The organism is Streptomyces sp. NPDC042201 (genome assembly GCF_055582185.1).
Genome location: NZ_JBVJDS010000009.1, coordinates 308,154 through 333,467 on the forward strand (window position 1 = coordinate 308,154; position 25,314 = coordinate 333,467).

A 25,314-nucleotide genomic window follows, 5' to 3' on the forward strand; every position below is an offset into this window, starting at 1 on the left:
AAAGGGGCCCGTTTTGGACCCTCATGTGGTACGGCGGCAACCGGGGGACGCGCGACGTGGCGCAGCCCACAGCGGACCGTGGCGGAACTCCTGTCACGGCTGTGAATGGCCGCGAGAATGCTGGATGACCGCGCGCCGTTCGTGCCGCGCGGCGCCCACGCTCGTTGTAGTGGACGGGGGCCGGGAGCGCCGAAGATCGGGCGCCCCGGTGAAGGGCTGAAGGAGCACAACCAATGGGCGAGGGGTACGCATGACTGACACCGGCCAGGTCCCGGGCGAGGGACTGCCGGAGAACGCAGGCATGGTGGAGCAGCCGGGCATCCCCGCTCATGGCGCGTACACCTACCTCGACCCCTCCGCTCCCGCCACCGAGGACGAAGACCTGCTGCTGATGCCGAGCGCGCAGGGGGGGTGGAACGATCCCCAGGTGGTGCCCGCCGACTATCCCGTCCCCGAGGGGTACGCGGTCGAGGGGTATGCGGCCCCCGAGGGGTATGTGGCTCCCGAAGGCTATGCCGTCGCCGAGGGGTACGTGGCTCCCGAGGGGTACGCGGTCCCTGAGGGGTACCCCGTCCCCGAGCAGACGCAGATCCAGCAGCAGGTGCCGCCCATAGAACAGGCGGAGCCGGGGTCACCGACGCAGGCGCAGGCGCAGGACGCGTACCGGACACAGCAGGACTTCCCCGCCGAGCAGCAGTTCCAGGCCCAGCCCGAGTACCAGGCCCAGGCCCAGTACCAGGATCAGCCCGAGTATCAGGCGCAGATGGGGCAGGCACCGGTGGCGGTGGCCGAGGCGCCGGCTCAGGCGACCGCTCCCACGGAGCCCGAAGAGGCCGTCGCTCAGCCCGCGCACGAGGCCGCCGCGCAGGGATCCATCGGGCGGGGACAGAACCTGCACCAGCCCGGCGCGCATGAAGCCGGTGGCCGGGATTCCGGTTCGGTGGACCTCAGGGGCGTGCGCTTCCCGTCGACCGTCTCGAACCCCACCCCGCCCCCCGTGCGCCGCCCGCTGCACCTGGGCCCTTCGGTGCCCGACCCGACCGGCGGTGTGGTCCGTTCGCTCGCCGACCGCGGACCGGCGGGCACGTCGGCGCACGCCGTCCGCGTACGGGCGAAGACCCAGGGGCCGCCCACCACGGGACCTGAGTACCTCGACGTCCCCCGTGAGGACCCGGACGTACTGCCAGGACCCCAGCTCAGCGAGGCTCCGCCGCAGGCCGGGGCCCCTTGGGTGGCCGAGCCGCCGCAGTCCGAGGCCGGGCCCGCGCCGGTGGCGGCGGAGGTGGCGGCAGAAACGGTCGTCCCGGAGCCGGTACCGGTCCAGGAGGTCGCGGAGCTGCCCGAGCCCACCCCTGAAGCCGCGCAGGAGCCCGAGCCGGTCCCCGTACAGGACGCCGCACAGGACCCGGCCGCCGCGGCTGAGTTCGTACCGGTCGCCCCGGAGCCGGTCGAGCCTGCTCCGCCGGCCGAGCCCGTCGTCGCCGAGGCGCCGCCGGAGCCCGAGGCCGAAGCGGCCGAAGAGATCGCACCAGAAGCGGAGGTCCAGGTTCCGGTTATCCCCGAGCCGGTCGCCGCTGAACCGGTCGCCGCCGAGCCGCTTACCCCCGAGCCGGTCGCCGCCGCGCAGGTCGCCGAGGAAGTACCCACCCCCGCCGTGAAGTTGCCCGCGGCCGACGAGCCGGCCGAACAGGTCGCGGACCCGGTCGTGGCCCCGGAGCCGATCGCCCAGGCAGCGGAAGAGCCCGCGCCCGAACCGGAGCCCGTACCCGTACCCGTATTCGAGTCCGAGCCCGTATCTGCACCCGAGCCCGTGTACGAGGCCGCACCGGAGCCCGCACCCGCACCGGAACTTCTCGCCGAGCCCGAGCCCGAGCCCGGCCTTCCGGAAGCCCCGGAAGCCCCGGAAGCCCCGGAAGTCCAGCCCGTACCGGCCGTCCAAACCGTCCAGGCCGTCGAAGAGGGTTCCCCCGCCGCGTCCGGGTACGACGACGCCGACCGCGAGGCCGTGCTCCGGGTGATGCGCGAGCGCCGTGACATCCGTAACGGCTTCCGTTCCGACCCCATCCCGCACGAGGTGCTGCTGCGCGTCCTGGAGGCCGCTCACACCGCGCCCAGCGTGGGCCACTCCCAGCCCTGGGACTTCGTCGTCATCCGCTCCGCCGAGACCCGGCGGTCCATGCACGAGCTGGCGCAGCGTCAGCGTGACGCGTACGCCAAGTCGCTGCCCAAGGGCCGGGCCAAGCAGTTCAAGGAACTGAAGATCGAGGCCATCCTCGACACCCCGGTGAACATCGTCGTCACCGCCGACCCGACGCGCGGTGGCCGGCACACCCTCGGCCGGCACACCCAGCCGCAGATGGCCCCGTACTCCTCCGCCCTCGCCGTGGAGAACCTCTGGCTCGCCTCCCGCGCCGAGGGCCTCGGCGTCGGCTGGGTCAGCTTCTTCGACGAGCGCGAGATGGTCCGCGCGCTGGGCCTTCCCGAGCACCTCGAAGTCGTGGCGTATCTGTGTGTCGGATACGTCGACGAGTTCCCCGAGGAGCCCGAGCTGATGCAGGCGGGCTGGTCCAAGCGCCGGCCGCTGTCGTGGGTCGTCCACGAGGAGACGTACGGCCGCCGCGCCCTGCCCGGCGAGGAGCCGCACGATCTGCTCCAGGAGACCATCGCCGGGATCCGCCCGCTGGACGCCAAGGCGCTGGGGGAGGCGTGGGACCGGCAGAAGCGGATGACGAAGCCGGCCGGCGCGCTCGGCATGCTGGAGATCATCTCGGCGCAGCTGAGCGGGTTGTCCCGGCTCTGCCCGCCGCCGATTCCGGAGCCGGCCGCTGTCGCGATCTTCGCGGGTGACCACGGCGTGCATGCCCAGGGCGTGACCCCGTGGCCGCAGGAGGTCACGGGCCAGATGGTCGCCAACTTCCTGAGCGGCGGCGCGGTGTGCAACGCGTTCGCGACCCAGGTGGGGGCGGAGGTCTGTGTCGTGGACGTGGGCGTCGCGGGTGAACTCCCGGCCTCGCCGGGGCTGCTGCCCCGTAAGGTCCGCGCCGGTACGGCCGACTTCACGACGGGCCCCGCGCTGAGCCGCGAGGAGGTCCTTTCGGCGATCGAGGTCGGTATCGAGACGGCCCGCGACCTGGTGTCCGCCGGTAACAAGGCGCTGCTCACCGGCGAGATGGGCATCGCCAACACGACGGTGTCGGCCGCCCTGATCTGCGTCTACACGGGCCAGGACCCGGCGGAGGTCACCGGACGCGGCACCGGCATCAACGACGAGATGCACGCGCGCAAGGTCGATGTCGTCCGGCGCGGCCTGGAACTGCACCGGCCCGACCCGGCCGACCCGGTGGGCGTCCTGGCGGCGGTGGGCGGCCTGGAGCACGCGGCGCTGGTCGGATTCCTGCTGGGCGGCGCGTCGATGCGTACGCCGGTGATTCTGGACGGCGTGAGCGCGGGCGCGGCGGCGCTGGTCGCGCGGGCCATCGCGCCGGAGGCGCTGGCGGCCTGCATCGCGGGCCACCGCAGCGCGGAGCCGGGCCATGTGGCAGCCCTGAACAAACTGGGCCTGCGCCCCCTGGTCGACCTGGACCTGCGACTGGGCGAGGGCACGGGCGCGCTGCTGGCCCTCCCGGTGATCCAGAGCGCGGCCAGGGCGATGCACGATGTGGCGACGTTCGACTCGGCGGGAGTAACGGAGAAGTAGGCCGCACGCGGCGGGCCCACCGGCCCGCACGCCCCCGCCGTACATCCTGCCGTCCCGGCACGTGCCGGCGGAGCCCCCGGCCGCGTGCCGGCGCCGGCGCCCGTACCGCGCCGGCGTTCGCACCCGCCCACCCATGCCCGAGCCTCGCCCTCACGCCCGAATCCCGCTCACCCACCCACGCCCACCCACGCCCGGACCCCGCCCCCACCGCGCAACGTAAGCTGGGCGCCGGGGCCGTCCCCCCGCCCCCACCAGCCGCTTCGCCCTCGCAGCGGCCCCGCACCGATCGCCGCCCCCGAGGAGCCCGTAGCGACATGGCCGAGCACGCCGAGCACCCCGCCTACCCCGTCGGACTCCGCCTGTCCGGGCGGCGTGTTGTCGTCGTCGGCGGCGGTCAGGTCGCGCAGCGCAGGCTTCCCGCGCTCATCGCGGCCGGTGCCGACATCGTGCTCGTCTCGCCGTCCGCGAAGCCCTCCGTCGAGGCCATGGCGGAGGCCGGCGAGATCCGCTGGGAGCGCCGGCGGTACGCCGAGGGCGACCTCACCGACGCCTGGTACGCCCTCATCGCGTCCAGCGACCCCGCCGCCAACCACACCGCCTCCGCCGAGGCCGAGCGGAACCGGATCTGGTGCGTACGCAGCGACGACGCGGAGGCCGCCACCGCCTGGACCCCCGCCACCGGCCGCAGTGAGGGCGTCACCGTCGCCGTGCTCACCGGGCGTGACCCGCGCCGCTCCGCCGCCGTGCGGGACGCCATCGTCGAGGGCCTGCGCGACGGCACCCTCGCCGCGCCCCACCATCGCACCCGTACCCCCGGTGTCGCCCTGGTCGGCGGCGGCCCCGGCGACCCGGACCTGATCACCGTGCGCGGCCGGCGACTCCTCGCCGAGGCGGATGTCGTCATCGCGGACCGCCTCGGCCCGCGCGACCTGCTCGCCGAGCTGCCGCCGCACGTCGAGGTGATCGACGCCGCGAAGATCCCGTACGGCCGCGCCATGGCCCAGGAGGCGATCAACGACGCGCTGATCGAGCACGCCAAGGCGGGCAAGGCCGTGGTCCGCCTCAAGGGCGGTGACCCCTTCGTCTTCGGACGCGGTATGGAGGAGGCGCACGCCCTGGCCGCGGCCGGCATCCCCTGCACGGTCGTGCCCGGTATCTCCAGCTCCATCAGTGTGCCGGGCGCCGCCGGAATCCCCGTCACCCACCGAGGCGTCGCGCATGAGTTCACCGTGGTCAGCGGCCATGTCACCCCCGACGACGACCGCTCACTCGTCGACTGGGCCGCGCTCGCGCGCCTGCGCGGCACGCTCGTCCTGCTGATGGCCGTCGACAAGATCGGCGCCATCGCCCAGGCGCTGATAGAGCACGGCAAGGCCCCCGAGACGCCCGTCGCCCTCGTCCAGGAGGGCACCACCGCCGCCCAGCGGCGGGTCGACGCCACACTCGCGACCGTGGGGGAGACCGCGCGTACCGAGGGGGTACGGCCCCCGGCCGTCATCGTCATCGGCGATGTCGTCGCTCTCGGTGACGGGCAGTAACCATTCTTCCGCCCCCGCGTGGGCGCGCCATCCCGGACAAGGCAGTATCACCCTGTGGCTGAACTCATCACCGTCGACGACCCCGACGACCCGCGCCTGCATGACTACACCGGCCTGACCGACGTCGAGCTGCGGCGCAGGCGCGAGCCCGCGGAAGGCCTGTTCATCGCCGAGGGCGAGAAGGTCATCCGGCGGGCCGGACAGGCCGGCTACGCGATGCGGTCGATGCTGCTCTCGGCCAAGTGGGTCGACACCATGCGGGACATCATCGACGAGGTCCCGGCCCCGGTGTACGCGGTGAGCCCCGAGCTGGCCGAGCGGGTCACCGGCTACCACGTGCACCGCGGCGCCCTCGCCTCCATGCAGCGCAAACCGCTGCCGACGGCCGCTGAGGTGCTCCGTACGGCCCGCCGCGTCGCCGTCATGGAGGCGGTCAACGACCACACCAACATCGGCGCGATCTTCCGCAGCGCGGCGGCCCTCGGGATGGACGCCGTCCTGCTCTCCCCGGACTGCGCCGACCCGCTCTACCGCCGCTCGGTGAAGGTCTCCATGGGCGCGGTGTTCTCCGTTCCGTACGCCCGGCTCGACGGCTGGCCCACGGCGCTGGACGCCGTACGGGAAGCGGGCTTCAGGCTGCTCGCGCTCACGCCCGACGAGAAGGCGTCCGCCATGGACGAGGCCGCCCCGCACCGGCTGGAACGCGTCGCGCTGATGCTCGGCGCGGAGGGTGACGGACTGTCACGGCGGGCGCTCGACGCCGCCGACGAGTGGGTCCGTATCCCCATGGCGCACGGCGTGGACTCACTGAATGTCGGCGCCGCCGCGGCGGTCGCGTTCTACGCGGTCACCACGGGCCGGCCCGAGAGCTGACCCGACGGCGTACGACCCGGCGGCGTACGGCTTCGGCTCAGAGCTGCTGGGCCGCTGCGATCCCCAGGGCGACGATCAGCGTCACGACGACGAAGACGATCAGCCGCTGCCGCAGCAGACGGGGGTTGGCGGGCCGTCGTCCGGCCGATGTCGTGCGCGGGCCGGTGCCCTGACGGCCCGTAGTGCCCGCACCGCTGCCCGTACGCGAGGCGCCGCGGGGGCGCGGGGGGCGCGAGCCGCCGGTACGGGGCGACGAGCCGGTGCGCGATGACGAGCCGGCGCCCCGGGGGGCGGAAGGACGGGACGGGTGGGTGCCGGACGCGCCCGGCGTACGGCTCTGGGCGCCGCGCTCGACGACGCGCTCCGTGTACCGCTCGGTCAGCCGCCCCGTCGGCACCTCCGCGCCGCGCTCCCGCTGCACGGGCGGCCGGCCCTCCGAGAGACCCTGGGCCTCCCTGGCCGCGATCTCCTTGAGCCGCATCGACAGTTGGAGCGTGCTGGGACGCTCCTCCGGATCCTTGGCGAGACACGCCCGCACCAGCGGCGCGAGGGCGTCGGGCATCCCGTACAGCTGTGCCTCCTCATGCACCACCCGGTAGAGCATGACCTCGGAACTGCCGTGCCCGAAGGGGGAATCGGCGGTCGCGGCGTAGGCGAGCGTCGCCCCCAGCGAGAACACGTCCGTGGCCGGGGTCACCGCCGCGCCCCGCACCTGCTCGGGGGCGAGGAATCCGGGAGACCCGACGGCCGTACCGACATGCGTCAGCGTGCTCGCGCCGGTCGCCCAGGCGATGCCGAAGTCGATGATGCGCGGGCCCTTGGGGGACAGAAGAATGTTCGAAGGCTTGAGATCGCGATGGACGACCCCGGCCTCGTGCACGGCCACCAGGCCCTCGGACAGCGCCGCGCCCACCGAGGCCACCTCGGCCGCGGAGAGGGGACCGTCCTCGGCGACCTTGTCGTGCAGCGAAGGCCCCGGCACGTACTGGGTGGCGAACCACGGCCGGTCCGCGTCGAGATCCGCGGCCACCAGCCGGGCCGTACAGCCGCCCCGGATCCGCCGCGCCGCGGAGACCTCGCGGGCGAACCGCGACCGGAACTCCTGGTCCTCGGCCAGATCGGGCCGGATCACCTTCAGCGCGACCCGCTGGCCGCGCCGGTCGGAACCCAGATAGACGACACCCATGCCGCCTGCGCCCAGCCGCCGGTGGAGCCTGAACGAACCGACGACACGCGGGTCCTCGCGCCGGAGCCGCATCATCGCCATGTCCATCCCCGCTGCCCGGTCGTCCGTGTGACGTGGCACAGCTTACGTACCCGCGCCCCGGTGTGCTCATAGGCCGCGCCCTCGCGGGCCGTCCGATTGTCAGTGCCGGGTGGGAAACTTGAAGAGTGGCCGGGGGATGGCGGATTCCACGTCCTCAGGCCCGTGCGAGATCTCAATGGTCCGTCGCAGAAGGGGGATTGGATCGTGAAGGGTGACCGTGTGGAGATAGTCGTGGACGCGGGAGACACGACTCGGACGTACGAAGTAGTGGCAAGCCGGGCAGGCCGCCGGGTGGAGACGGCGGTGCGCCGGGGCGTGGTGGAAGTGAGCGAAGTCACCCGCAATGGATCAGTGGTGCGGACGGCTCGTTTCATGGCCACCCGGGTGCTCGCGCTGGTCGAGCAGCCGGTGCCCCGGGAGGACTCCTCGGAGCGTCCCCTCCGGGAAGACCCCAAGGCGTAGGCCCGCCTCTCCACCCAGGGGAGTACACCACCGGTACGCGGCTCATCCTCCGGGAGGCCCGGCAATCGGTACGCGGGCATGACGCCCGGGTCCTGTCGCGTCCCTAATGTTGAAGTCAAGCGGCGAGTGCGGCACTCGTCCCCCGAGGTAAGACACTCGCCGCTGTCGGCAGAACAGGAGAGGGACCATGGCGGACACGGCATCGCGGGCAATGATCCGCACGCAGGGACGCAGGGCGTTCGCCGCGTTCGGCGCACGCCGGTCCGGCACGCGTCACCCGTTGGTGGCGACGGCCATGGTCCTTCCTCTGGCGACACTGCTCGTGGTCGTCTTCGGCGGCTGGGAAGCGGTGGTCACACAAGCGTCGTCCGTGGGAGTGATGCTGGGGCGCTGAGCGGCGCCCCAGACCCGGGAGAGCGGCCCGGGTCGGGGACATCCGACCAACAACCCCGTGGGGACGGGGGTGCGGCGGACGGCAGCGTTTGGCCGGTCAGCTGGGGAGCTGACCGGCCATCGCGCTGCCCACGATCGTTTCCGCCGCCCGTCGACTTAGTCCACACGGGGGGTGAGGCGGGGGAGATTCCCCCGCGTGCGTCCGCGGGTGGCCCGTAGGCTCCGGGGGACACGTCGCATCCCGGGGGGTCAGCATGGCCGTATCCGTCATACGCGCGCTCGGCCTCGTCGCGCGGGAGGCCGCTCATCCCTCCTCGGGCTCGCGGCGCTGTTCCGCCTGTGGGGAGGCGGAGGCCGTGTTGGCGGACCGGGTCGACGGGGTTGTCGTACGGCACGGCGGGGCCGTTGCCAAGGCGCATGCCGACGGTACGGACGCCGCCGGGCACCGTGCCAGGCTGGCCGTCGCCGCTCATCCCTGTCTCGCCGGGATCCTGCTGCCGCCGCTTCCGACGGCCGGTGAGGATCTGCAGGGGCGGCCCGTCACCGCCTGGCCCTACGGCGTCCCCGTCGATCCCGCCGACCCGGACGCCGCCCCCTGGGAGGAAGCCGGGGCGCTCGTCGCCCGGCTGCACGCCGTACCTCTCACCGCCCTCACCGCCATCGGCACCCTGCCGCTCATGCGAGGCCCGGCCAAGGCCGCCCGCGCCGTCGCCCGGATGCGCGCCGTCGGACACCATTCCGCCGCCGTTCCCGTGCGGCGCGCCTGGGAGCTGCTGCCCGCCTGGGCCCGCGACGAGGCGCGCTCACCGGGGCCGCGCGCCCTGTGTCACGGCGACCTGCACCTCGGCCAGCTCGTGCAGCACCCCGCGTCCGACGGCCCCTGGCTGCTCATCGACGTGGACGACCTCGGAACCGGCGAGCCCGCCTGGGACTTGGCCCGCCCCGCCGCCTGGTTCGCCGCGGGACTGCTGCCGCCGGAGGCCTGGCAGCGTTTCCTGGGCGCCTACCGCTCCGCGCACGGCCCCGCCGTGCCCGCCGACGGCGATCCCTGGCCCCAACTGGACGTCGCCGCCCGCGCCCTCACCGTGCAGACCGCCGCGCTCGCCGTCGCCAAATCCGCCGCCGAGGGCCGTGATCTCGACGAGGCCGAGCGGCTGATGATCGACGCCTGCGCCCGAATGACGGTCGGCGCAACCGAGTTGCCGTCGGGGACGTCGTCGTAGGGTGAACGGACTGTCACCGGGTACGCATTCCGGTGATGCCAGACGAACGGCGAGGAGCTGAGCCGATCATGCAGTGTCCCAAGTGCCATGCAGCGATGCATACGTACAACCGCAATGGCGTCCAGATAGAACAGTGCAGCGGCTGCCGGGGGATCTTCCTCGACTACGGCGAGCTGGAGTCCCTGACCCGCCTGGAGTCGCAGTGGGGGCAGCAGGCCCCGCCCGTGCCGCCGGCCCCGCAGGCATACCCGGCCGCCCCCGCCTGGGGCGCCCCGCAGCACGGCGGTCAGCACGGTGGCCATCATGGTGGCCACCACGGCAAGCAGCACCGCCAGAGCTTCGGACGGATGCTCTTCTCTTCCTGACAGCCGCAGAGGGCCTTCCGGCGGCCGCGCCGACGACGAAGCCCCCGGTCGTGGAGACGACCGGGGGCTTCTGGCGGTGCGCGATACTGGGATTGAACCAGTGACCTCTTCCGTGTCAGGGAAGCGCTCTCCCGCTGAGCTAATCGCGCGGGTGACCCTGCGTGTGCTGTTGTGCGTACTGCGTGCGCGATACTGGGATTGAACCAGTGACCTCTTCCGTGTCAGGGAAGCGCTCTCCCGCTGAGCTAATCGCGCGGGAATCCTTACGGATCCAGTGGACGATACTGGGATTGAACCAGTGACCTCTTCCGTGTCAGGGAAGCGCTCTCCCGCTGAGCTAATCGTCCTTGGAGGTGGAGACGGGATTTGAACCCGTGTAGACGGCTTTGCAGGCCGTTGCCTCGCCTCTCGGCCACTCCACCAGGAGTGTGGGGGTTCGGGAAAAATCCCCCACAGTCGAGCGGACGACCAGGTTCGAACTGGCGACCTCAACCTTGGCAAGGTTGCGCTCTACCAACTGAGCTACGTCCGCGTGCCGTTTCCCGGCCCGTCTGCACGGCCCGGCGACGTGTTGAACTCTAGCGGATTCCGGAGCCAGCACAAAAACGCGTTTCCGCAGCGTGCTGCGGTGCGTTCGCCGTGCGTTCAGGCCGGAGCGGGCCAACAGAGCCTGTTCTAGACTCGCAACCGTGCACGACCTCGCTCCTTTGGCCCGCTTCGGCGCCCTTGTCGCCTCCGATCTACGAGATGTCACCCATGATCCCGAGGCGCTCGACTCCGCCGGCTTCTGGGCCGTCGCCGCGGACTTCGAAGGCCGCCTCACCTGCGCCCGCTTCGGCGATGTGCGGGCCGAAGCGGTACCCATGCCGGTACCGGGCGGGTGGCGTGGCCCCTCCGCCGGTGACTGGACGTCGTCGCTCGACCGTGCCGCGTACACCGCCGGGGTACGCCGCATCCGCGAGCACATCGCGGCCGGCGACGTCTATCAGGTCAACCTCTGCCGCGTACTGTCCGCGCCGCTGCCCGATCCGGCCGCGGCCGACGTCGACGCGCTGACATCCCTGCTCGCGCGCGACAATCCGGCCCCTTACGCCGGGACCATCCGGCTGCCCGCGCACGGCGTGGAGATCGCCACCGCCTCGCCCGAGCTGTTTCTGAGCCGCGCTGGCCGCATCGTGGAGTCCGGACCGATCAAGGGCACCGGCCGCACCGCCGCCGACCTCCTGGAGAAGGACCACGCCGAGAACGTGATGATCGTGGACCTCGTCCGTAACGACCTGGGCCGCGTCTGCGCCACCGGGACCGTGACCGTTCCGGCGCTCTGCGCGATCGAACCCCACCCCGGACTGGTCCATCTCGTCTCGACGGTACGGGGCGAGCTCACCGAGAAGGCGGGCTGGCCCGAGCTGCTGCCCGCCACCTTCCCGCCCGGCTCGGTCAGCGGCGCCCCCAAGTCCAGCGCACTGAAGATCATCGAGGAGCTGGAGACGGCCCCGCGCGGCCCTTACTGCGGAGGCATCGGCTGGGTCGACGCCGACCGCGGTACCGCCGCGCTGGCCGTCGGGATACGCACCTTCTGGATCGACAGGACCGCCACGCCGCGCCCGGTGCTCCGGTTCGGCTCGGGCGCCGGGATCACCTGGGGCTCCGACCCGGAGCGGGAGTGGGAGGAGACCGAGCTCAAAGCCTCCCGGCTGCTCGCGATAGCGTCGGGTGCGTACGAGGCGAGCGGAAGGACCGTGTCATGAAGATCTGGGTCAACGGCGGGCTGCGAACGGCCGAGGGCGCCCGGGTGTCCGTGTTCGACCACGGGCTGACCGTGGGCGACGGCATCTTCGAGACGGCCAAGACCGTCCAGGGACAGCCCTTCGCCCTCACCCGCCATCTCGACCGGCTGAGCCGCTCGGCCCGTGGCCTCGGCCTGCCGGAGCCCGACCTCGACGAGGTGCGCCGTGCCTGTACGGCCGTCCTCGACGCCAACCCGATGGAACTGGGGCGGCTGCGGATCACGTACACCGGCGGACTCTCCCCCCTCGGCTCCGACCGTGGCGACGAGGGCCCCAGCCTGATCGTCGCCGTCGGCGAGACGAAGCGCCGCCCCGACACCACCGCCGTCATCACCGTCCCCTGGACGCGGAACGAACGCGGCGCGCTGACCGGGCTCAAGACCACCTCGTACGCGGAGAACGTCGTCGCCCTGGCCCGCGCCCACGAGCGGGGCGCCTCCGAGGCGCTCTTCGCCAACACGGTCGGACAGCTCTGCGAGGGCACGGGTTCCAATGTCTTCGTCGTCCTCGACGGTGAGCTGCACACCCCGCCCCTTGCCTCCGGCTGCCTCGCCGGCATCACCCGCGCGCTGGCCGCTGAGTGGAGCGGCGCCCGCGAGACGGACCTGCCGCTGGACGACCTGGAGCGTGCCGACGAGATCTTCGTGACCTCGTCGCTGCGCGATGTGCAGGCCGTCCACCGCGTCGACGGACGTGAACTGCCAGGCGCTCCCGGGCCGGTGACCAGTAAGGCGATGCGCGTCTTCGAGGAGCGGTCCGGCGCCGACATGGATCCGTAGCGCGGCCGGCCGGCACCGTAAACCGGCCGGCACCTGAACCGGCCAGTGCCATAAACCGGCCAGTGCCGTAAAGGCGACGGGTCCATACCGTAAACAGGATGACGCGGCGCCGCCCGGCGGGTACAACTCCCCTGATGACCACCACCCTGCGGCCTACCGGGCCGCTCCAGCAGGCCGCCGACGGCGGGAAGTCACGCTCCTACGAGGTGTGCGTGAACAGCCGTTCCGTCGGAACGATCGAGATCAGTACGAGCCCCGGCTTCGGCCACGCGGCCGGGGTCGTGCGCTCGCTGCGGATAGATGAGCCCGACCGGCGGCGCGGCCGGGGCACGGTCGCCGTGCTCGCCGCGGAAGAGGTGCTGCGCGGCTGGGGGTGCGGCCAGGTGCTGGCCTCCGTACCGCCGGAAGCCGCCCCCGCGCTGGGCATGCTGGCCTCCCTCGGCTACACCGAGCGCAGCCGCAACATGCTCAAGGAGCTGCTGGACGAGCCGCCTGCGCTCCCGGCGGGCGTCGAGGGCCGGCCCATGAGCGAGGCCGAGTACCAGGACTGGCTGGCGCGGGCGGTCGACGGCTACGCCCAGAGCTGGATCGACCGGGGCGCTCCGCCGCGCGAGGCCCGCGCCAAGTCGGTGACCACCCACCGCGAGACCCTGCCCGAGGGCCTCGCCACCCCGGGCGTCTCATTGAATGTCCTGGTCCATGAGGGAAACGTTGTCGGGCATCTCTGGGTCGGGCGGCGCGAGGTGCGCCCCGGTGAGGAGGGGGCGTACGTGTACGACATCGCTGTCACCGAGGACCAGCGCGGCAAGGGCTACGGCCGGGCGCTGATGCGGCTCGCCGAGCGCGTCGCCCGGGAGTCCGGGACGACGCTGCTGGGACTGCATGTCTTCGCGGACAACACCCCGGCGGTCCGGCTGTACGAATCGCTCGAGTATGTGACGACCGACCGCAACTTCTACAAGCAGCTGCTCTGAAGAACGCTTAGGCGTCGTCCGCCAGCAGCCGGTCGGCGATCGTCTCGATGCGCTCGCGCAGCCCTTCCTGGCTCTGGCCGCCGTCGAGACGCTCGCCGTCGATGACATACGTGGGCGTCCCGGTCACCCCGATCGCCTTCCCCTCGGCCTGGTCGGCGTCGACGATCAAGAGGTGCCGTCCGTCGATCAGGGCGGTGTCGAACTCCTCGTCGTCCAGGCCCAGGTCGCGGGCGACCTCCAGCAGAAGGGGCTCGCCCTTCGCCGCGAGCTCTTCGGTACGGGCCAGCACCGCTTCCACGTACGCCCAGCCCTGCCCCTGCTCGACGGCTTCCTCGGCGGCCTGCGCGGCGGCGTACGCGTGCTTGTGCTTGTCGAGGGGGAAGTGCCGCAGCCGCGGCTCCAGCCGGCTCCCGTAGCGGGCGCGCAGCGCGCGCAGATCCTCCAGGGCGCTGTGGCAGTCGGGGCACTGGAGCTCGCACCAGACGTCGAGGACGACCGGTCGGGCGGTGGTGGAGTCGCTCATGGGGCCAGTCTTCCAGTACGCGGTGGTCCGGACCGACCGGGACCTGGGGAGGACGGCGGCCCGGAGATCTCCCTGAGGTCGGCCCTGACCGTGGCCCCGACCCCACCGCCAGGTGCACGATGGAGGGACGGACGTGCCCGACCGATGATGCGCTCTGCCTGGAGGACCTGATGATTGCCGAGACCATTTGTTCCGCGGTGTCAGCAGCGGGCCTGGGCGTCGCCGCGATCACGGCGTACCGCAAGCGCTTCCTCGCCGCGGCCCGGATCCTCGCCTACGCGCTGGTCCCGGTCGCACTGGTGATGACGGGCGTGGTGAAGTGGGCCGCCAGTACGGCCTTCAGCCCGGTGGCCTGGGTGGGCTTCGGGGTGCTCGCGCTGGCGTGGCTGCTCTTCATGACGACCCGCGCGGTGGAGCGGCGCCGGGGCGGCACCCGCAAGGAACGCAGGGCGGCGGCCAGGGCGGCGCGCAGCGAGGCGGTCGAGCCCGCCGCGTCCGTCCCCTCGCTCGGCCCCGGCAGCAAGCCCGCGGCCCGGCCCCAGGCCACGCCCACGGCGGCGCGGCCCGGTGACGACTTCAGCGACATCGAGGCCATTCTCAAGAAGCACGGCATCTGACCCGAGGCGGCACGGCGTCCGGCCCGGGGCGCGCGTACGCGGGCGGGCGCGTACGGGAGCGTGCGTACGGGAGTCGCCCGTACGGGATCCGGCGGGTATCGCAGGTGAGCGGGGTCGCGACGGGATTCCGGACCGGTTTCCACGGAATATGATGAACTCCCTCGCCGATCATGCGTGTTGGTCATCAGCCGGGTGCGGCGTACGTCATGATCGCCCCGAGATGCTCGATACCTCCCGGGATGAACCCCCCGCACCCACCGATGAGCGGCGCGGCTGTCTTTACGCGCTCTCCCAGCCGCCGTTGATGATCTTCCTGGCGGTGGTCGGCGTCCTGTTTCTGCTGGCAGCGGTGCATGACTTGTTTTTGCCGTGAGGGTCAGCGGGCCGCTTCCTTGCGGCGTGCCCGGTACGCGGCCACATGGAGCCGGTTGCCGCAGGTGCGGCTGTCGCAGTAACGGCGGGAGCGGTTGCGCGACAGGTCGACGAACGCGCGCCCGCAGTCCGGGGCCTCGCAGCGCCGCAGCCGCTCCTGCTCGCCCGCCACGACCATGAAGGCCAGCGCCATGCCGCAGTCGGCGGCGAGATGATCGGCGACCGAGGCGCCGGGCGCGAAGTAGTGGACGTGCCAGTCGTAGCCGTCATGGTCGGTCAGCTGAGGCGTCGTCCCCGCGGCGGCCACCAGCTGATTGATCAGATCGGCGGCGGCCTTCGCGTCCGGCGCCGCGAACACCTCCGTGAAGCGCGTCCGTACGTCCAGGACGGCCCGCAGATCCCGGCTGCCGAGGTCACCCACTCCGCTGACGTTGTGGCCCCGTACGAAGTCGTACAGCGCCGCGACGTCCGCGAGCCCGTCGGCGGCGCCGTTGCCCGCGTCGTCCTCCGGCTCGGTGTTCACCAGATCGACCACGGTGTTGAGGGCGATCCGGGTGTCGTGGGGAATCAGCACGATCCGCTCCCTGGCCTGCTGCGGGCCGGTGCCCGCCTAATCCCGCCGACTTTAGCGGCTGCCTCCGGCGGCTGTGGCGGGGAACGCAACGGCGCCGTCTCCGCGGTGGTTTCCGCGGCGACGGCGCCGGTGTCCTCCGTATGCGGTTGTCCGCACGGCGCCGTCTCCCCGAGTCGGACGGCGCCGAGCAGCCCTCGGCCTGGCTCAGCTCTCGGCCAGGATGTGTGAGAGTTCGGTGTCGAGATCGAAGTGACGATGCTCGGTGCCGGGTGGCACCGCGGCGTCGGTCCGCTTGAGGAACGACTCCAGGGCCCGCGCCGGGGCCTCGAGCAGGGCCTCGCCCTCCGGGGAGCTCAGAGCGATGCAGACGACGCCCTGACCGTGACTGCGGGACGGCCAGACACGGACGTCGCCGGTGCCGGTGGGCCGATGCAGCCCCTCGGCGAGAAGGTCGCGGGCGAAGACCCACTCGACCGTCTCTTCGGCTCCGGTGTGGAAGGTGGCGTGCACGGCATAAGGATCGGCCGTGTCATACCGGAGGCCCGCGGGTACAGGCAGTGAGGACTCGCTCGATACAACGAGGCGCAGGTGCAGCTCGCAGCTGACCGTGGTGTTCATAAGCGCCAGGGCCTTTCGCTCAGTGTGCGCTCGGGGATTCGCACGTCGGCGAAATCGACATGCCACCTACGGTGCCGTTGTAAACCCCTCTGTCTGTTTTGTGCGGCTTAAGGTAGCTCGTACGGCGGTGTGTGACTTCGGGTCATACGGCCATTCCAGTGACGCGGGTGATTCCGGTAGGTTGGGCCTCATGCATGCGGAGAGTGACGAGCGGGGTCACGTCGTCGTCCCGGTGGCCATGGAGCCGGCGACGCGAGACGTGACGGGAGACGTGCCGGCGGCGCCGGAGCGGGAGCTCGGCTCGCGCGCGCCGAAATTCATCAAGGCGTCGCGGACGCTCCATCTGAGCTGGCAGGTCGGCGTCTTCGTCGTGGGCCTCGCCGTGGTGGTCGCGGGCATCATCATGCTCCCGCTGCCGGGGCCCGGCTGGCTGGTGATCTTCGGGGGTATGGCGATCTGGGCGACCGAGTTCGTCTGGGCCCAGCTGGTGCTGCGCTGGACCAGGCGCAAGGTCACGGAAGCGGCCCACGCGGCCCTCGATCCCAAGGTCCGGCGACGCAACATCGTCCTCACCACCATCGGCCTGGTGATCATCGCCGTGCTGGTCGGGATCTACGTCTGGAAGTTCGGGATCGTCATGCCCTGGAAGATCGATCAGTGACCCGGTACGCGGCGGGGGACGCCGCTGACTTGGGGTAATGTGTGCGGTGCGCCCGGGCGATTAGCTCAGTGGGAGAGCGCTTCGTTCACACCGAAGAGGTCACTGGTTCGAACCCAGTATCGCCCACCCGGAACCGAGGCCCCGAAGACCGCACAGGTCTTCGGGGCCTCGGCCGTTCCCGGCCCGTCTCCCGCGCTCAGCGCATCCGGCCGAGGGTCCTGCGGAGCCTGCGGGCGTCCCGCAGACGCTGTTCGTACGTCGCGCCCACCGCGAGGAGCAGCAGTCCGGCGAGGGCCGGCGGCAGCCAGCGCGGCAGCGCGCCCGCGACCTGCACCACATACGGCGCCAGCTCGTGCAGCGCGTCCAGGGCGAGGACCGCGCCGCCCAGCACCAGCGGTGCCTGGAGCCTCAGCCGGGCACCGGCGAGGGTGACGGCGAGGGCGGCCAGCCCCAGCAGCAGCGGCCGCGGCCAGTGCGCGTCGCCCCACGCCGCCAGCAGGCTCGGCAGCAGCGTCGCGGCGAGACCAGGGCCGTACGCCGTCCACGACGAGGCCTCGGGGTCGCGCCGGCGCCGCAGCAGCCCCACGGCGAGCGCCGGGACCGTCACCGGCAGCGTGTACGCCTCCGGGGCCGACACATCGGAAGCGGCGAGCCGGACCCAGGTGGCCAGGACGAAGAGCGCCGTCGCGGCGTATCCGGCCACCGGACGCCGCTCGGCGCGGACCGCGGTACCCGCCGCGATCACCCCGCACAGCGCGAGCACCAGCGCCAGCACGGACGCCCCGCCCGAGGCGGCCAGGACCACCGCGAGCAGACCCGCGCCGGCGGCGGTGATCTCGACCGGCGGGGCCACCGGGTGATCGCGCAGCCGGGCGCCGAGCAGCGCCACGGCCGCGGGGACGGTGAGGACGGCCAGGGCCGTACCCCCGGCGGACAGCCCGGCCGCCGCGCCCGCGGCCGCCGCCAGAGCGGTCGCGTACCCGACGGCGGTACAGGCGAGAATCGTCCGCACCGGCTCCGGGGCGGCGTGGCCGGGCGCCGCCGCGCTCCTGGCCCGTACCGTCTCCGCGACGACGGCCGCAGCGGCGAACAGGGCCGACAGCGCCGCGAGCACCGTGACCGTCGCGGTCCGCGTGGCGAGGGACAGCAGGGAGACACCGGCCGAGCCCGTGAGGGCGCAGACCAGTGCGGTGACCGCCACCGCCGTGCCCGCGGGACCGCGCGGCCGCACGGCGAGCGCCAGGACGCCCGCCGTCAGGAGCAGCGGCAGCGCCACCGCGGCCGGATAGCCCAGATCCAGCACGGGCGGCAGCACCAGGACAGCGGCCCAGCCGAGGGCGACGGCGGCGCAGAGCGCGGCGACGCGCCAGGACCGCGCGCCGGCGGCGGGCGTACGGGCCTCCGGCGCACCGGACAGCTCGCGGTACGCCATCACCGCGGCCCCGGCCGCCATCAGCAGCACCAGCGGCGCCGCCGTCTGCTCCGCCCATGGCAGATCCTGACCGAGCGCCCCGCGTGCGCCGCCCGGCGCACCCGTCCAGATCCCGGCGACCCGTGTCACGGCGCCCAGCAGGACGACGAGCACTGCCGGCAGCGCCCAGAGGACCGACAGGGCCACCGCCGCCCCCGCCGCACGGGTCAGACCCCGCACGGCCGGGCCAGGCCACGGTGCCCGTACCACCGTCAGCAGCGCGACACCGCAGAGCAGATACCCGGCGACGGCCCAGCCGTCCGGCATGCCCGCGCGCACCACCCCGCCGGCCGCCGCGACCGCCGCCAGTCCGGCCACCGCCGCGCAGACGGTGGCCGCGTCGGCCGTGTCGGTCGCCCGCCACGCCGCGAACAGACCGAGCGCCGCCGCCGCGAACAGCAGGACGGCGGGCCCGGCGGCGGCGAGCGGCGTCTCGGCCGCCACGGACAGCCGGCCTCCCGTCAGCAGCGCCCCGCCCGCGGTCGCCCACGCGGCGGCCATCCCGACGGTCCGTACGGCGCGCGGCTTGGTCCACAGCACGAGCGCCGTGTCCAGCGCGGCGGTCAGCAGCAGCGCCCACGCCGTCGTCAGGGCCGACGCCCCGGCGGACAGCGCCCAGAGCGGCAGCGGGAGTTGGGCCGTCACCACCGCCGCGGGCAGCGGAATACGCAGTCGGCCGAGCACCGAGCCGTACCCGGCCCAGAGCGCGGCGAGCACGGCTGCGGCAGCCGCCGTATAAGCCAGGCTGTCCGTCCCCGGCAGCGCCACCTGGTACACCGCGTAGGCATCGAGCACCATCAGCACCAGCCCGAACGCGGCGACCGTCTCCGCGGTCGAGGCGAGGCCCCGGCGCAGAAGAAGCGCGGGGGCGGTCAGCGCCAGCAGGGTCACGGTGGTCAGCACCGCCGAGCGGCCGCCGATGCCCAGCTGGCCCCAGCTGACCAGCGTGAAAGCGACCGCGGCGATGGTCAGCAGGATCCCGCCGAGCGTGAGCAGGACATTCTGCGCACCGGGCGGCGAGGTCTCCGCGACGGGCGCGAAAGGCCGGGCGACGGGCTGGGCGAAGGGCGGAACCGGTCGTGCCGGTGGTGGGACGGGCCGGCTCAGCAGGCTCACCAGATAGGCCCTGCGCGCCAGCAACCTGCCCCTGCGCGCGTCGAGTCCGGCCAGCTCCTGGTCGAGGACCGCCAGTTCCTGGGCGGGGTGCGGAACGTTCTCCATGAAAGGTGAGTGTGGTCGGCGCCACCCGTCCCGCCATCGGCTCCCGTACTCAGATCCGGGAGTGAGTACACCGCATTCGGTTTGAAGGAAGCCCGCGGAAACCTGTATGGTTCAGTCCGTTCCCGGGCGATTAGCTCAGTGGGAGAGCGCTTCGTTCACACCGAAGAGGTCACTGGTTCGAACCCAGTATCGCCCACCGGGAGAGGCCGGTCCGTCAGCGACGGGCCGGCTTCCTGCGTTCCGGGCGGTTCTTCCCCGCTCCGTGAGCTTCCGGCCCGGTGGGACGCGTGGGTGGTCAGGCGGCGGCGGGGAGGCCGGGGCGCAGGGGCCATGCCGTACTCACCGACTCCTCCGCGCCGTTGCGCGCGAACCAGGCCTGCAGTCCTCGCGCCTGGGCGGCGTGCCAGACGGACTGGAGCGTATGCAGCTCCGCGGCGGTGAGCCGCTCCATCCGTGCCGCGAAGCGGCGGCCGACCGCGCGCACCACCTCCAGCGCCGCCACCGCGTCGACGGCCGCGTCGTGCGCCCCGTCCAGCTCGACCTCGTAGTGGGCACACAGATCGGTCAGTGTGCGGCGGCCCTTGCGGTAGCGGTCCAGGTGCTTGTCGAGGACCCGGGGGTCCAGCACGCACAGCGGGAAGCCCTCCAGGGAAACGGCGAGGGACGACGCCCGGTGGCGGCGCAGTTCACGGTCCAGGATCGTCAGATCGAACGGCGCGTTCATCACCACGAGCGGCCGGCCCGCCGCGGACTGCTCGGCCAGCGCTCTGGCCATCTCCTCCACCGCCGGCGCCGGCCAGCGGCCGTTGCGGTGCAGGAAGTCGTCGGTGAGACCGTGCACCTCGGTGGCGGCGGCGGGCACCGGCACCCCGGGATCTATCAGCCACCGGGTCACCCGCGGCCGCCCACCGGGCAGGTCCTGGACGACCAGGGCGGCCGAGACTATCCGGTCCTCCTCGACGTCCACCCCCGTCGTCTCGGTGTCGAATGCGGCCAGCGGCCCCTCGTACCAACACGTCATTGCCGAACTCCTCGCGCGTACGCGGCAGATGGCGCTCATCCACTGCCCGAATCGGTGATACCCGGACAGGTCGTGCGGTACGCGCCGTTTACGACGGGCGCGGCACGGTGACAACACAGGAGACGGGTAAGGAAGTTGACGGTCCGTCGTCGCAACTGAATCGGTACGGCCCGGAAGGCACCCAGAGCCATGGCGCTCGCGCAGCCCGAACCGGGCGGGCTGTTGCCGGAGCGGATAGCACCGCTGCGCGGAGCGCTCGCCACCACCGCCTGCATGGAGACACTCCAGGTGGGCTATCTCCACGCCGTAGCGGCCGCCGCGGGCTGCTCCCTCAGCCAGCCCTTTCCCGACAACGGCATCGACTGGCACCTCAGTCACAGCGCGCCAGGACATGTCGTCGACGACGAAGTCACCATCAAGGTGCAGCTCAAATCCACCTATCAGCTCGCCCCGCACCCGCCGGGCCCCGCCTTCTCCTTCACCCTCGACAACGCGCATCTGGTGAAACTCGCCCGCACCCCGGTCTCGGTGCACAAGATCCTGGTCGTGATGCTGGTGCCCCGTACCCAGGACGAATGGCTGCGCGCCGGACACGACCGGCTCGACCTCAGACACTGCTGCTACTGGATCAATCTGGCCGGGCATCCGGTGACCGGCCGGCACAGGACCACCGTGCGGATCCCCACCGCGCGGATCTTCGACGACCGGGCGCTCTGCGAGATCATGACCCGGGTCGGCTCGGGAGGAAGACCGTGATGCACCCGCCGTCCGACGAGCCCGTCCACGACGTCACACCGTCAGGCGCCCGCCCCCACCCGGCGATCGACCTTCCCACACCCTGGACCGGCGGACCGGCCATGGACCCCGATCCCGCCCGCACCGACCCCGCCGTCCTCGGCGCGCTGCTCGCCCGGCACGGCTGGCGGCGGCGCGGCGGAGTCCCCGGGCGCTACGCCCGCTGGACACCGCCGGGACCGGCCGGCGGCGGGACGAGCCTGCTCGTCCCGGAGAGCCGCGCCTTCCCGGACTGCGAGGACCTGCTCGCCGAGGCCCTGACCGCGCTCGCCCGCAGCGGGGCCCCGACCGCGCGGGAGGTGCTGATCGGGCTCGCCGTGCCCAGCGACGAGATCCGCTGGTGGCGCGACGTACCGCCGGGGCCCTCGGGCGCGGCGGCCTGGACCGTACAGGAACAGCTCCGCACGGCGGCCAGGCAGCTGCTGCTCGCCGGTGCGCTCGCGCAGCGTGGCCGGGCCGGGTACTACGGAGCGCGTCACCGCAGACAGGCCCTGGCCTCGCTGGACGGGGTGCTGACAGGACCCGCGCCCGGCGGACGCGAGCTGACCGCCTTCCTGCCGGTGACCTCGGGCCGGGCCGTCGCGGTACGGCTCCATCACGCGCTGTACGCCGCCCGCGAGGCCACCGACTACCGGCGGGCCACCGGTGGCATGGAGGCGTTCGACGCCGCCGTGGCGGCGGGCGTGAGCCGGGAGCTCACGGAAGCGGTCGTGGCGCTCGTACGCGGCACCGAAGGCGCCCGGATCGCCCTGGCCTGGGCGCCGGGCGCGGGTGTCCCCGAAGGGTGCGCGGCGCGTCCTGAGCCGGTGGAGTTCTCGCCCGGCGATCTGCCCGCCCTGCGCGAGGCGGGCAGGCGCTATCTGCGGGAGGAGCCGTCCGTGCCGGTACGGATCACCGGGGCGGTGATCAGGATGCGCCGGGCGGGGCCGCGCGGCGACGGTTCCGTACGGCTGCGGGTCCTGGCCGGGGCGGAGATCCCGCATATCCGGGTGGCGCTCGACGAGGAGTCGTACCGCATCGCAGGACACGCGCATCTGCTCGGCCTGCCGATCCGGGTGGCGGGCCGGCTGGAGAGCCGCGGCGGGTTCCGCAGGCTCACCGACGCGAGCGGCGTGGCGCCCGTCCAGGTCGACGAGGCCGAGCGGGACCGGCTGATGAAGTCGCTCCAGGAGAACCTGGACTTCTTCGAAGAGGCGTGCGGCGGGGGCGACTGACGGCGGCCGACGACCGCAGCCCGGGTAAAGCGTTTCGCGGGCGACCCCCCGGGCTCGGTACGATTCAGGCGCGCAGCGTCCGCTGTCGCGCCCCGTGAGTCAGGAGAGACCGGTGTCAGACGTCCGTGTGATCATCCAACGCGATTCCGAGCGGGAAGAGCGCGTGGTGACGACGGGCACTACGGCTGCCGAGCTCTTCCCCGGTGAGCGCACCATCGTCGCCGCGCGCGTGGGCGGCGAGCTGAAGGACCTCAGCTACGAGCTGGGCGAGGGCGAGGTCGTCGAGCCCGTCGAGATCTCCTCCGAGGACGGCCTCAACATCCTGCGCCACTCCACCGCGCATGTCATGGCGCAGGCCGTGCAGGAGCTGCACCCCGAGGCCAAGCTCGGCATCGGCCCGCCGGTCAAGGACGGCTTCTACTACGACTTCGACGTCGAGAAGCCGTTCACCCCCGATGACCTCAAGGCCATCGAGAAGAAGATGCAGGAGATCCAGAAGCGGGGGCAGCGCTTCTCCCGCCGTGTGGTCACCGACGAGGCCGCCCGCGAGGAGCTGGCCGCCGAGCCGTACAAGCTGGAGCTCATCGGCATCAAGGGCGCCGCCTCGACCGACGACGGCGCGAATGTCGAGGTGGGCGGCGGCGAGCTGACCATCTACGACAACCTGGACCCCAAGACCGGCGAGCTGTGCTGGCGCGACCTGTGCCGCGGCCCGCATCTGCCCACCACCCGGAACATCCCGGCGTTCAAGCTGATGCGCAATGCCGCCGCGTACTGGCGGGGCAGCGAGAAGAACCCGATGCTCCAGCGCATCTACGGCACCGCGTGGCCGTCGAAGGAAGAGCTGAAGGCGCACCTGGAGTTCCTGGCCGAGGCCGAGAAGCGCGACCACCGCAAGCTCGGCAGCGAGCTGGACCTCTTCTCCTTCCCCGACGAGGTCGGCTCGGGACTCGCGGTCTTCCACCCCAAGGGCGGCGTCATCCGCCGCGCCATGGAGGACTACTCGCGCCGCCGGCACGAGGAGGAGGGGTACGAGTTCGTCTACACGCCCCACGCCACCAAGGGGAAGCTCTTCGAGAAGTCCGGCCACCTGGACTGGTACGCGGACGGTATGTACCCGCCCATGCAGCTCGACGAGGGCGTGGACTACTACCTCAAGCCCATGAACTGCCCGATGCACAACCTGATCTTCGACGCGCGGGGCCGGTCCTACCGTGAACTTCCCCTGCGGCTCTTCGAGTTCGGGACCGTGTACCGGTACGAGAAGTCGGGCGTCGTGCACGGCCTGACCCGGGCCCGCGGCTTCACCCAGGACGACGCGCACATCTACTGCACCCGCGAGCAGATGGCGGACGAGCTCGACTCGACGCTGACCTTCGTGCTGAACCTGCTGCGCGACTACGGTCTGACCGACTTCTATCTGGAGCTCTCCACCAAGGACCCCGAGAAGTTCGTGGGGTCGGACGAGGCCTGGGAAGAAGCGACGGAGACGTTGCGCAAGGTGGCCGAGAAGCAGGGCCTGCCGCTGACCCCCGACCCGGGCGGCGCCGCGTTCTACGGCCCGAAGATCTCCGTCCAGGCGCGGGACGCCATCGGGCGTACGTGGCAGATGTCCACCATCCAGCTGGACTTCAACCTGCCGGCCAGGTTCGATCTCGAGTACACCTCGCCGGACGGCTCCAAGCAGCAGCCGGTCATGATCCACCGTGCGCTGTTCGGCAGCATCGAGCGGTTCTTCGCGGTGCTCCTGGAGCACTACGCGGGCGCGTTCCCGGCCTGGCTGGCGCCGGTGCAGGCGACCGGCATCCCGATCGGCGACGCACACATCCCGTACCTCCAGGAGTTCGCCGCCGAGGCGAAGAAGAAGGGGCTGCGGGTCGAGGTGGACTCGTCGTCCGACCGGATGCAGAAGAAGATCCGCAATGCCCAGCGCAGCAAGGTTCCCTTCATGATCATCGTCGGTGACGACGACATGAACGCGGGCACGGTGTCGTTCCGCTACCGCGACGGTTCGCAGGAGAACGGCGTTCCGCGCGATGAGGCGCTGGCCAAGCTCGTCGATGTGGTGGAGCGTCGCGTACAGGTGTGACGCCTGTATGACGACTGCTCCCCGCGCAAGCGGGGACCGCCCCCGGGAAGCGTCAGCTCCCCGGGGGCTTCTCCTTGTCCTCCCGGGCGAAGACCTGGATCAGCCAGGAGGAGAACGAACCGGTCACCGCGCCCAGCAGGGCCACCCCGCAGGCCATCAGGCACACCGCGAACAGCCGGCCGAGCGGCGTCACCGGTGTCACATCGCCGTAGCCGACGGTGGTGATCGCCGAGCAGGCCCACCACACGGCGTCGCCGAAGGTCACGATCGTGGCCCCAGGCGCCCCGTGTTCCTGCTGGTAGACGGCGAGCGCGGCGGCGAAGCTGAGCAGGCCCGCGGTCAGCGCGGCGTACGCCATCACCCGGCCGTACAGACTGAGCCGGGGGCGGTCCCGCCGCCGCTGGACCGTCGAATACGTGTTCACGATCCGCAGCGGACGCAGCAGAGGCAGTACCAGGACCACCGTGTCCAGCCAGTGCGTCCGCATGAACCGCACCCCCTCGCCGCTGAGCAGCAGCCGCACCGCGTAGTCCACCACGAAGACCGCCCAGATCAGCAGGGCGAGGGCCAGGGTGAGGTCGCGCCAGAGCGGGTCGGCGCTTCGGTTCAGGACGCGTACCGCGTAGCAGGCCAGAAAGAGCGGCGAGGCCAGGAGCAGCGGCAACTCCGTGCGCCGCTCCCAGCCGCGCTGCCGGCCGGGCCCATTTCGGACATGCATCGTCCCAGCATCGCCGGGGGCTGCCCGGCCGAGCCCGGCGACACGCTTCGCGGGGCCGAAGT

Annotated in this window: 23 protein-coding genes and 7 tRNA genes; 18 read left to right on the forward strand and 12 right to left on the reverse strand. The window is 72.3% G+C overall.

Annotated features, from left to right (window positions below):
- Positions 1 to 250: 250 nt before the first annotated feature.
- The 3 genes from cobT (at position 251) to ACZ6MZ_RS23445 (ending at position 6,108) form a co-directional block, all read left to right on the forward strand.
- A complete protein-coding gene (gene cobT, locus ACZ6MZ_RS23435) occupies positions 251 to 3,697 on the forward strand; it encodes a nicotinate-nucleotide--dimethylbenzimidazole phosphoribosyltransferase (RefSeq protein ID WP_469354041.1) in 3,447 nt (1,148 codons plus the stop codon).
- Positions 3,698 to 4,011: 314 nt separating this feature from the next.
- The gene (cobA, locus tag ACZ6MZ_RS23440; RefSeq protein WP_469354043.1) at positions 4,012 to 5,235 is read left to right on the forward strand and encodes a uroporphyrinogen-III C-methyltransferase; all 1,224 of its coding nucleotides are present in this window, start codon (positions 4,012 to 4,014) and stop codon (positions 5,233 to 5,235) included.
- 54 nt (positions 5,236 to 5,289) lie between these two features.
- Positions 5,290 to 6,108: a TrmH family RNA methyltransferase gene (locus ACZ6MZ_RS23445; RefSeq protein ID WP_469354044.1), complete on the forward strand. Its 819-nt coding sequence runs from the start codon at positions 5,290 to 5,292 to the stop codon at positions 6,106 to 6,108.
- Between the two features lie 37 nt (positions 6,109 to 6,145).
- Here the strand turns inward: ACZ6MZ_RS23445 and ACZ6MZ_RS23450 are convergent, their stop codons facing one another.
- Complete coding sequence (locus tag ACZ6MZ_RS23450; RefSeq protein WP_469354093.1) at positions 6,146 to 7,375, reverse strand: serine/threonine-protein kinase; 1,230 nt, start codon at positions 7,373 to 7,375, stop codon at positions 6,146 to 6,148.
- A gap of 204 nt (positions 7,376 to 7,579) precedes the next feature.
- On the opposite strand from ACZ6MZ_RS23450, the gene ACZ6MZ_RS23455 reads away from it, so the two are divergent.
- The 4 genes from ACZ6MZ_RS23455 to ACZ6MZ_RS23470 all read left to right on the forward strand — a co-directional run bounded on the left by ACZ6MZ_RS23455 (position 7,580) and on the right by ACZ6MZ_RS23470 (position 9,818).
- Positions 7,580 to 7,837, forward strand: a complete 258-nt coding sequence (locus tag ACZ6MZ_RS23455) for a hypothetical protein (RefSeq protein ID WP_384185558.1) — start codon at positions 7,580 to 7,582, stop codon at positions 7,835 to 7,837.
- A gap of 187 nt (positions 7,838 to 8,024) precedes the next feature.
- The gene (locus ACZ6MZ_RS23460; protein WP_389783590.1) at positions 8,025 to 8,231 is read left to right on the forward strand and encodes a hypothetical protein; all 207 of its coding nucleotides are present in this window, start codon (positions 8,025 to 8,027) and stop codon (positions 8,229 to 8,231) included.
- A 253-nt stretch (positions 8,232 to 8,484) separates the two neighbouring features.
- A complete protein-coding gene (locus ACZ6MZ_RS23465) occupies positions 8,485 to 9,453 on the forward strand; it encodes a phosphotransferase (RefSeq protein ID WP_469354046.1) in 969 nt (322 codons plus the stop codon).
- A gap of 68 nt (positions 9,454 to 9,521) precedes the next feature.
- The gene (locus ACZ6MZ_RS23470; RefSeq protein WP_386878768.1) at positions 9,522 to 9,818 is read left to right on the forward strand and encodes a TFIIB-type zinc ribbon-containing protein; all 297 of its coding nucleotides are present in this window, start codon (positions 9,522 to 9,524) and stop codon (positions 9,816 to 9,818) included.
- Positions 9,819 to 9,895: 77 nt separating this feature from the next.
- On the opposite strand, the gene ACZ6MZ_RS23475 is transcribed toward ACZ6MZ_RS23470, so the two are convergent.
- From ACZ6MZ_RS23475 to ACZ6MZ_RS23495, 5 genes are all read right to left on the reverse strand, one after another.
- Positions 9,896 to 9,967, reverse strand: a tRNA-Val gene (locus ACZ6MZ_RS23475).
- 34 nt (positions 9,968 to 10,001) lie between these two features.
- Positions 10,002 to 10,073: transfer RNA gene (locus tag ACZ6MZ_RS23480), tRNA-Val, on the reverse strand.
- Positions 10,074 to 10,093: 20 nt separating this feature from the next.
- Positions 10,094 to 10,165, reverse strand: a tRNA-Val gene (locus tag ACZ6MZ_RS23485).
- A gap of 1 nt (position 10,166) precedes the next feature.
- A tRNA-Cys gene (locus tag ACZ6MZ_RS23490) sits at positions 10,167 to 10,240 on the reverse strand.
- Between the two features lie 37 nt (positions 10,241 to 10,277).
- Positions 10,278 to 10,350: transfer RNA gene (locus tag ACZ6MZ_RS23495), tRNA-Gly, on the reverse strand.
- Positions 10,351 to 10,507: 157 nt separating this feature from the next.
- Here ACZ6MZ_RS23495 and ACZ6MZ_RS23500 point away from each other — a divergent pair.
- The 3 genes from ACZ6MZ_RS23500 to ACZ6MZ_RS23510 all read left to right on the forward strand — a co-directional run bounded on the left by ACZ6MZ_RS23500 (position 10,508) and on the right by ACZ6MZ_RS23510 (position 13,358).
- The gene (locus ACZ6MZ_RS23500; RefSeq protein ID WP_469354049.1) at positions 10,508 to 11,566 is read left to right on the forward strand and encodes a chorismate-binding protein; all 1,059 of its coding nucleotides are present in this window, start codon (positions 10,508 to 10,510) and stop codon (positions 11,564 to 11,566) included.
- A complete protein-coding gene (locus ACZ6MZ_RS23505; RefSeq protein ID WP_469354050.1) occupies positions 11,563 to 12,384 on the forward strand; it encodes an aminotransferase class IV in 822 nt (273 codons plus the stop codon). The genes ACZ6MZ_RS23500 and ACZ6MZ_RS23505 overlap by 4 nt, the downstream gene beginning before the upstream one ends.
- 134 nt (positions 12,385 to 12,518) lie before the next feature.
- A complete protein-coding gene (locus ACZ6MZ_RS23510) occupies positions 12,519 to 13,358 on the forward strand; it encodes a GNAT family N-acetyltransferase (RefSeq protein WP_469354052.1) in 840 nt (279 codons plus the stop codon).
- A 7-nt stretch (positions 13,359 to 13,365) separates the two neighbouring features.
- Here ACZ6MZ_RS23510 and ACZ6MZ_RS23515 read toward each other — a convergent pair whose 3' ends face one another.
- Positions 13,366 to 13,881: a DsbA family protein gene (locus tag ACZ6MZ_RS23515; protein ID WP_469354053.1), complete on the reverse strand. Its 516-nt coding sequence runs from the start codon at positions 13,879 to 13,881 to the stop codon at positions 13,366 to 13,368.
- Positions 13,882 to 14,051: 170 nt separating this feature from the next.
- Here ACZ6MZ_RS23515 and ACZ6MZ_RS23520 point away from each other — a divergent pair, with 170 nt between their 5' ends.
- Together ACZ6MZ_RS23520 and ACZ6MZ_RS23525 are read left to right on the forward strand one after the other, a co-directional pair.
- Positions 14,052 to 14,498, forward strand: a complete 447-nt coding sequence (locus ACZ6MZ_RS23520) for a hypothetical protein (protein ID WP_469354055.1) — start codon at positions 14,052 to 14,054, stop codon at positions 14,496 to 14,498.
- Between the two features lie 220 nt (positions 14,499 to 14,718).
- The gene (locus ACZ6MZ_RS23525; RefSeq protein ID WP_384185581.1) at positions 14,719 to 14,871 is read left to right on the forward strand and encodes a hypothetical protein; all 153 of its coding nucleotides are present in this window, start codon (positions 14,719 to 14,721) and stop codon (positions 14,869 to 14,871) included.
- A 3-nt stretch (positions 14,872 to 14,874) separates the two neighbouring features.
- On the opposite strand, the gene ACZ6MZ_RS23530 is transcribed toward ACZ6MZ_RS23525, so the two are convergent.
- Both ACZ6MZ_RS23530 and ACZ6MZ_RS23535 read right to left on the reverse strand, forming a co-directional pair.
- Positions 14,875 to 15,444 (reverse strand): CGNR zinc finger domain-containing protein, encoded by a 570-nt coding sequence (locus ACZ6MZ_RS23530; RefSeq protein ID WP_469354057.1) that lies wholly within the window; start codon positions 15,442 to 15,444, stop codon positions 14,875 to 14,877.
- Between the two features lie 204 nt (positions 15,445 to 15,648).
- Complete coding sequence (locus ACZ6MZ_RS23535; protein WP_003959770.1) at positions 15,649 to 16,062, reverse strand: SsgA family sporulation/cell division regulator; 414 nt, start codon at positions 16,060 to 16,062, stop codon at positions 15,649 to 15,651.
- 190 nt (positions 16,063 to 16,252) lie between these two features.
- On the opposite strand from ACZ6MZ_RS23535, the gene ACZ6MZ_RS23540 reads away from it, so the two are divergent.
- Together ACZ6MZ_RS23540 and ACZ6MZ_RS23545 are read left to right on the forward strand one after the other, a co-directional pair.
- Positions 16,253 to 16,723, forward strand: a complete 471-nt coding sequence (locus ACZ6MZ_RS23540) for a TIGR02611 family protein (RefSeq protein ID WP_389783608.1) — start codon at positions 16,253 to 16,255, stop codon at positions 16,721 to 16,723.
- A gap of 54 nt (positions 16,724 to 16,777) precedes the next feature.
- Positions 16,778 to 16,849, forward strand: a tRNA-Val gene (locus ACZ6MZ_RS23545).
- A gap of 70 nt (positions 16,850 to 16,919) precedes the next feature.
- On the opposite strand, the gene ACZ6MZ_RS23550 is transcribed toward ACZ6MZ_RS23545, so the two are convergent.
- Positions 16,920 to 19,415: an SCO7613 C-terminal domain-containing membrane protein gene (locus ACZ6MZ_RS23550; RefSeq protein ID WP_469354059.1), complete on the reverse strand. Its 2,496-nt coding sequence runs from the start codon at positions 19,413 to 19,415 to the stop codon at positions 16,920 to 16,922.
- 124 nt (positions 19,416 to 19,539) lie between these two features.
- Here ACZ6MZ_RS23550 and ACZ6MZ_RS23555 point away from each other — a divergent pair.
- A tRNA-Val gene (locus tag ACZ6MZ_RS23555) sits at positions 19,540 to 19,611 on the forward strand.
- A 99-nt stretch (positions 19,612 to 19,710) separates the two neighbouring features.
- Here the strand turns inward: ACZ6MZ_RS23555 and ACZ6MZ_RS23560 are convergent.
- A complete protein-coding gene (locus ACZ6MZ_RS23560; protein WP_469354061.1) occupies positions 19,711 to 20,436 on the reverse strand; it encodes an exonuclease domain-containing protein in 726 nt (241 codons plus the stop codon).
- A 189-nt stretch (positions 20,437 to 20,625) separates the two neighbouring features.
- On the opposite strand from ACZ6MZ_RS23560, the gene ACZ6MZ_RS23565 reads away from it, so the two are divergent.
- The 3 genes from ACZ6MZ_RS23565 to thrS all read left to right on the forward strand — a co-directional run bounded on the left by ACZ6MZ_RS23565 (position 20,626) and on the right by thrS (position 24,534).
- Positions 20,626 to 21,192, forward strand: coding sequence for a DUF4365 domain-containing protein (locus ACZ6MZ_RS23565; protein WP_384193741.1), 567 nt, complete (start codon positions 20,626 to 20,628; stop codon positions 21,190 to 21,192).
- A complete protein-coding gene (locus ACZ6MZ_RS23570) occupies positions 21,192 to 22,445 on the forward strand; it encodes a hypothetical protein (protein WP_469354062.1) in 1,254 nt (417 codons plus the stop codon). Before ACZ6MZ_RS23565 ends, ACZ6MZ_RS23570 begins: the two co-directional genes overlap by 1 nt.
- A 112-nt stretch (positions 22,446 to 22,557) precedes the next feature.
- The gene (thrS, locus tag ACZ6MZ_RS23575; protein WP_384330165.1) at positions 22,558 to 24,534 is read left to right on the forward strand and encodes a threonine--tRNA ligase; all 1,977 of its coding nucleotides are present in this window, start codon (positions 22,558 to 22,560) and stop codon (positions 24,532 to 24,534) included.
- Positions 24,535 to 24,586: 52 nt separating this feature from the next.
- Here thrS and ACZ6MZ_RS23580 read toward each other — a convergent pair whose 3' ends face one another.
- Positions 24,587 to 25,252: a potassium channel family protein gene (locus ACZ6MZ_RS23580; RefSeq protein WP_469354064.1), complete on the reverse strand. Its 666-nt coding sequence runs from the start codon at positions 25,250 to 25,252 to the stop codon at positions 24,587 to 24,589.
- Between the last annotated feature and the right edge of the window lie 62 nt (positions 25,253 to 25,314).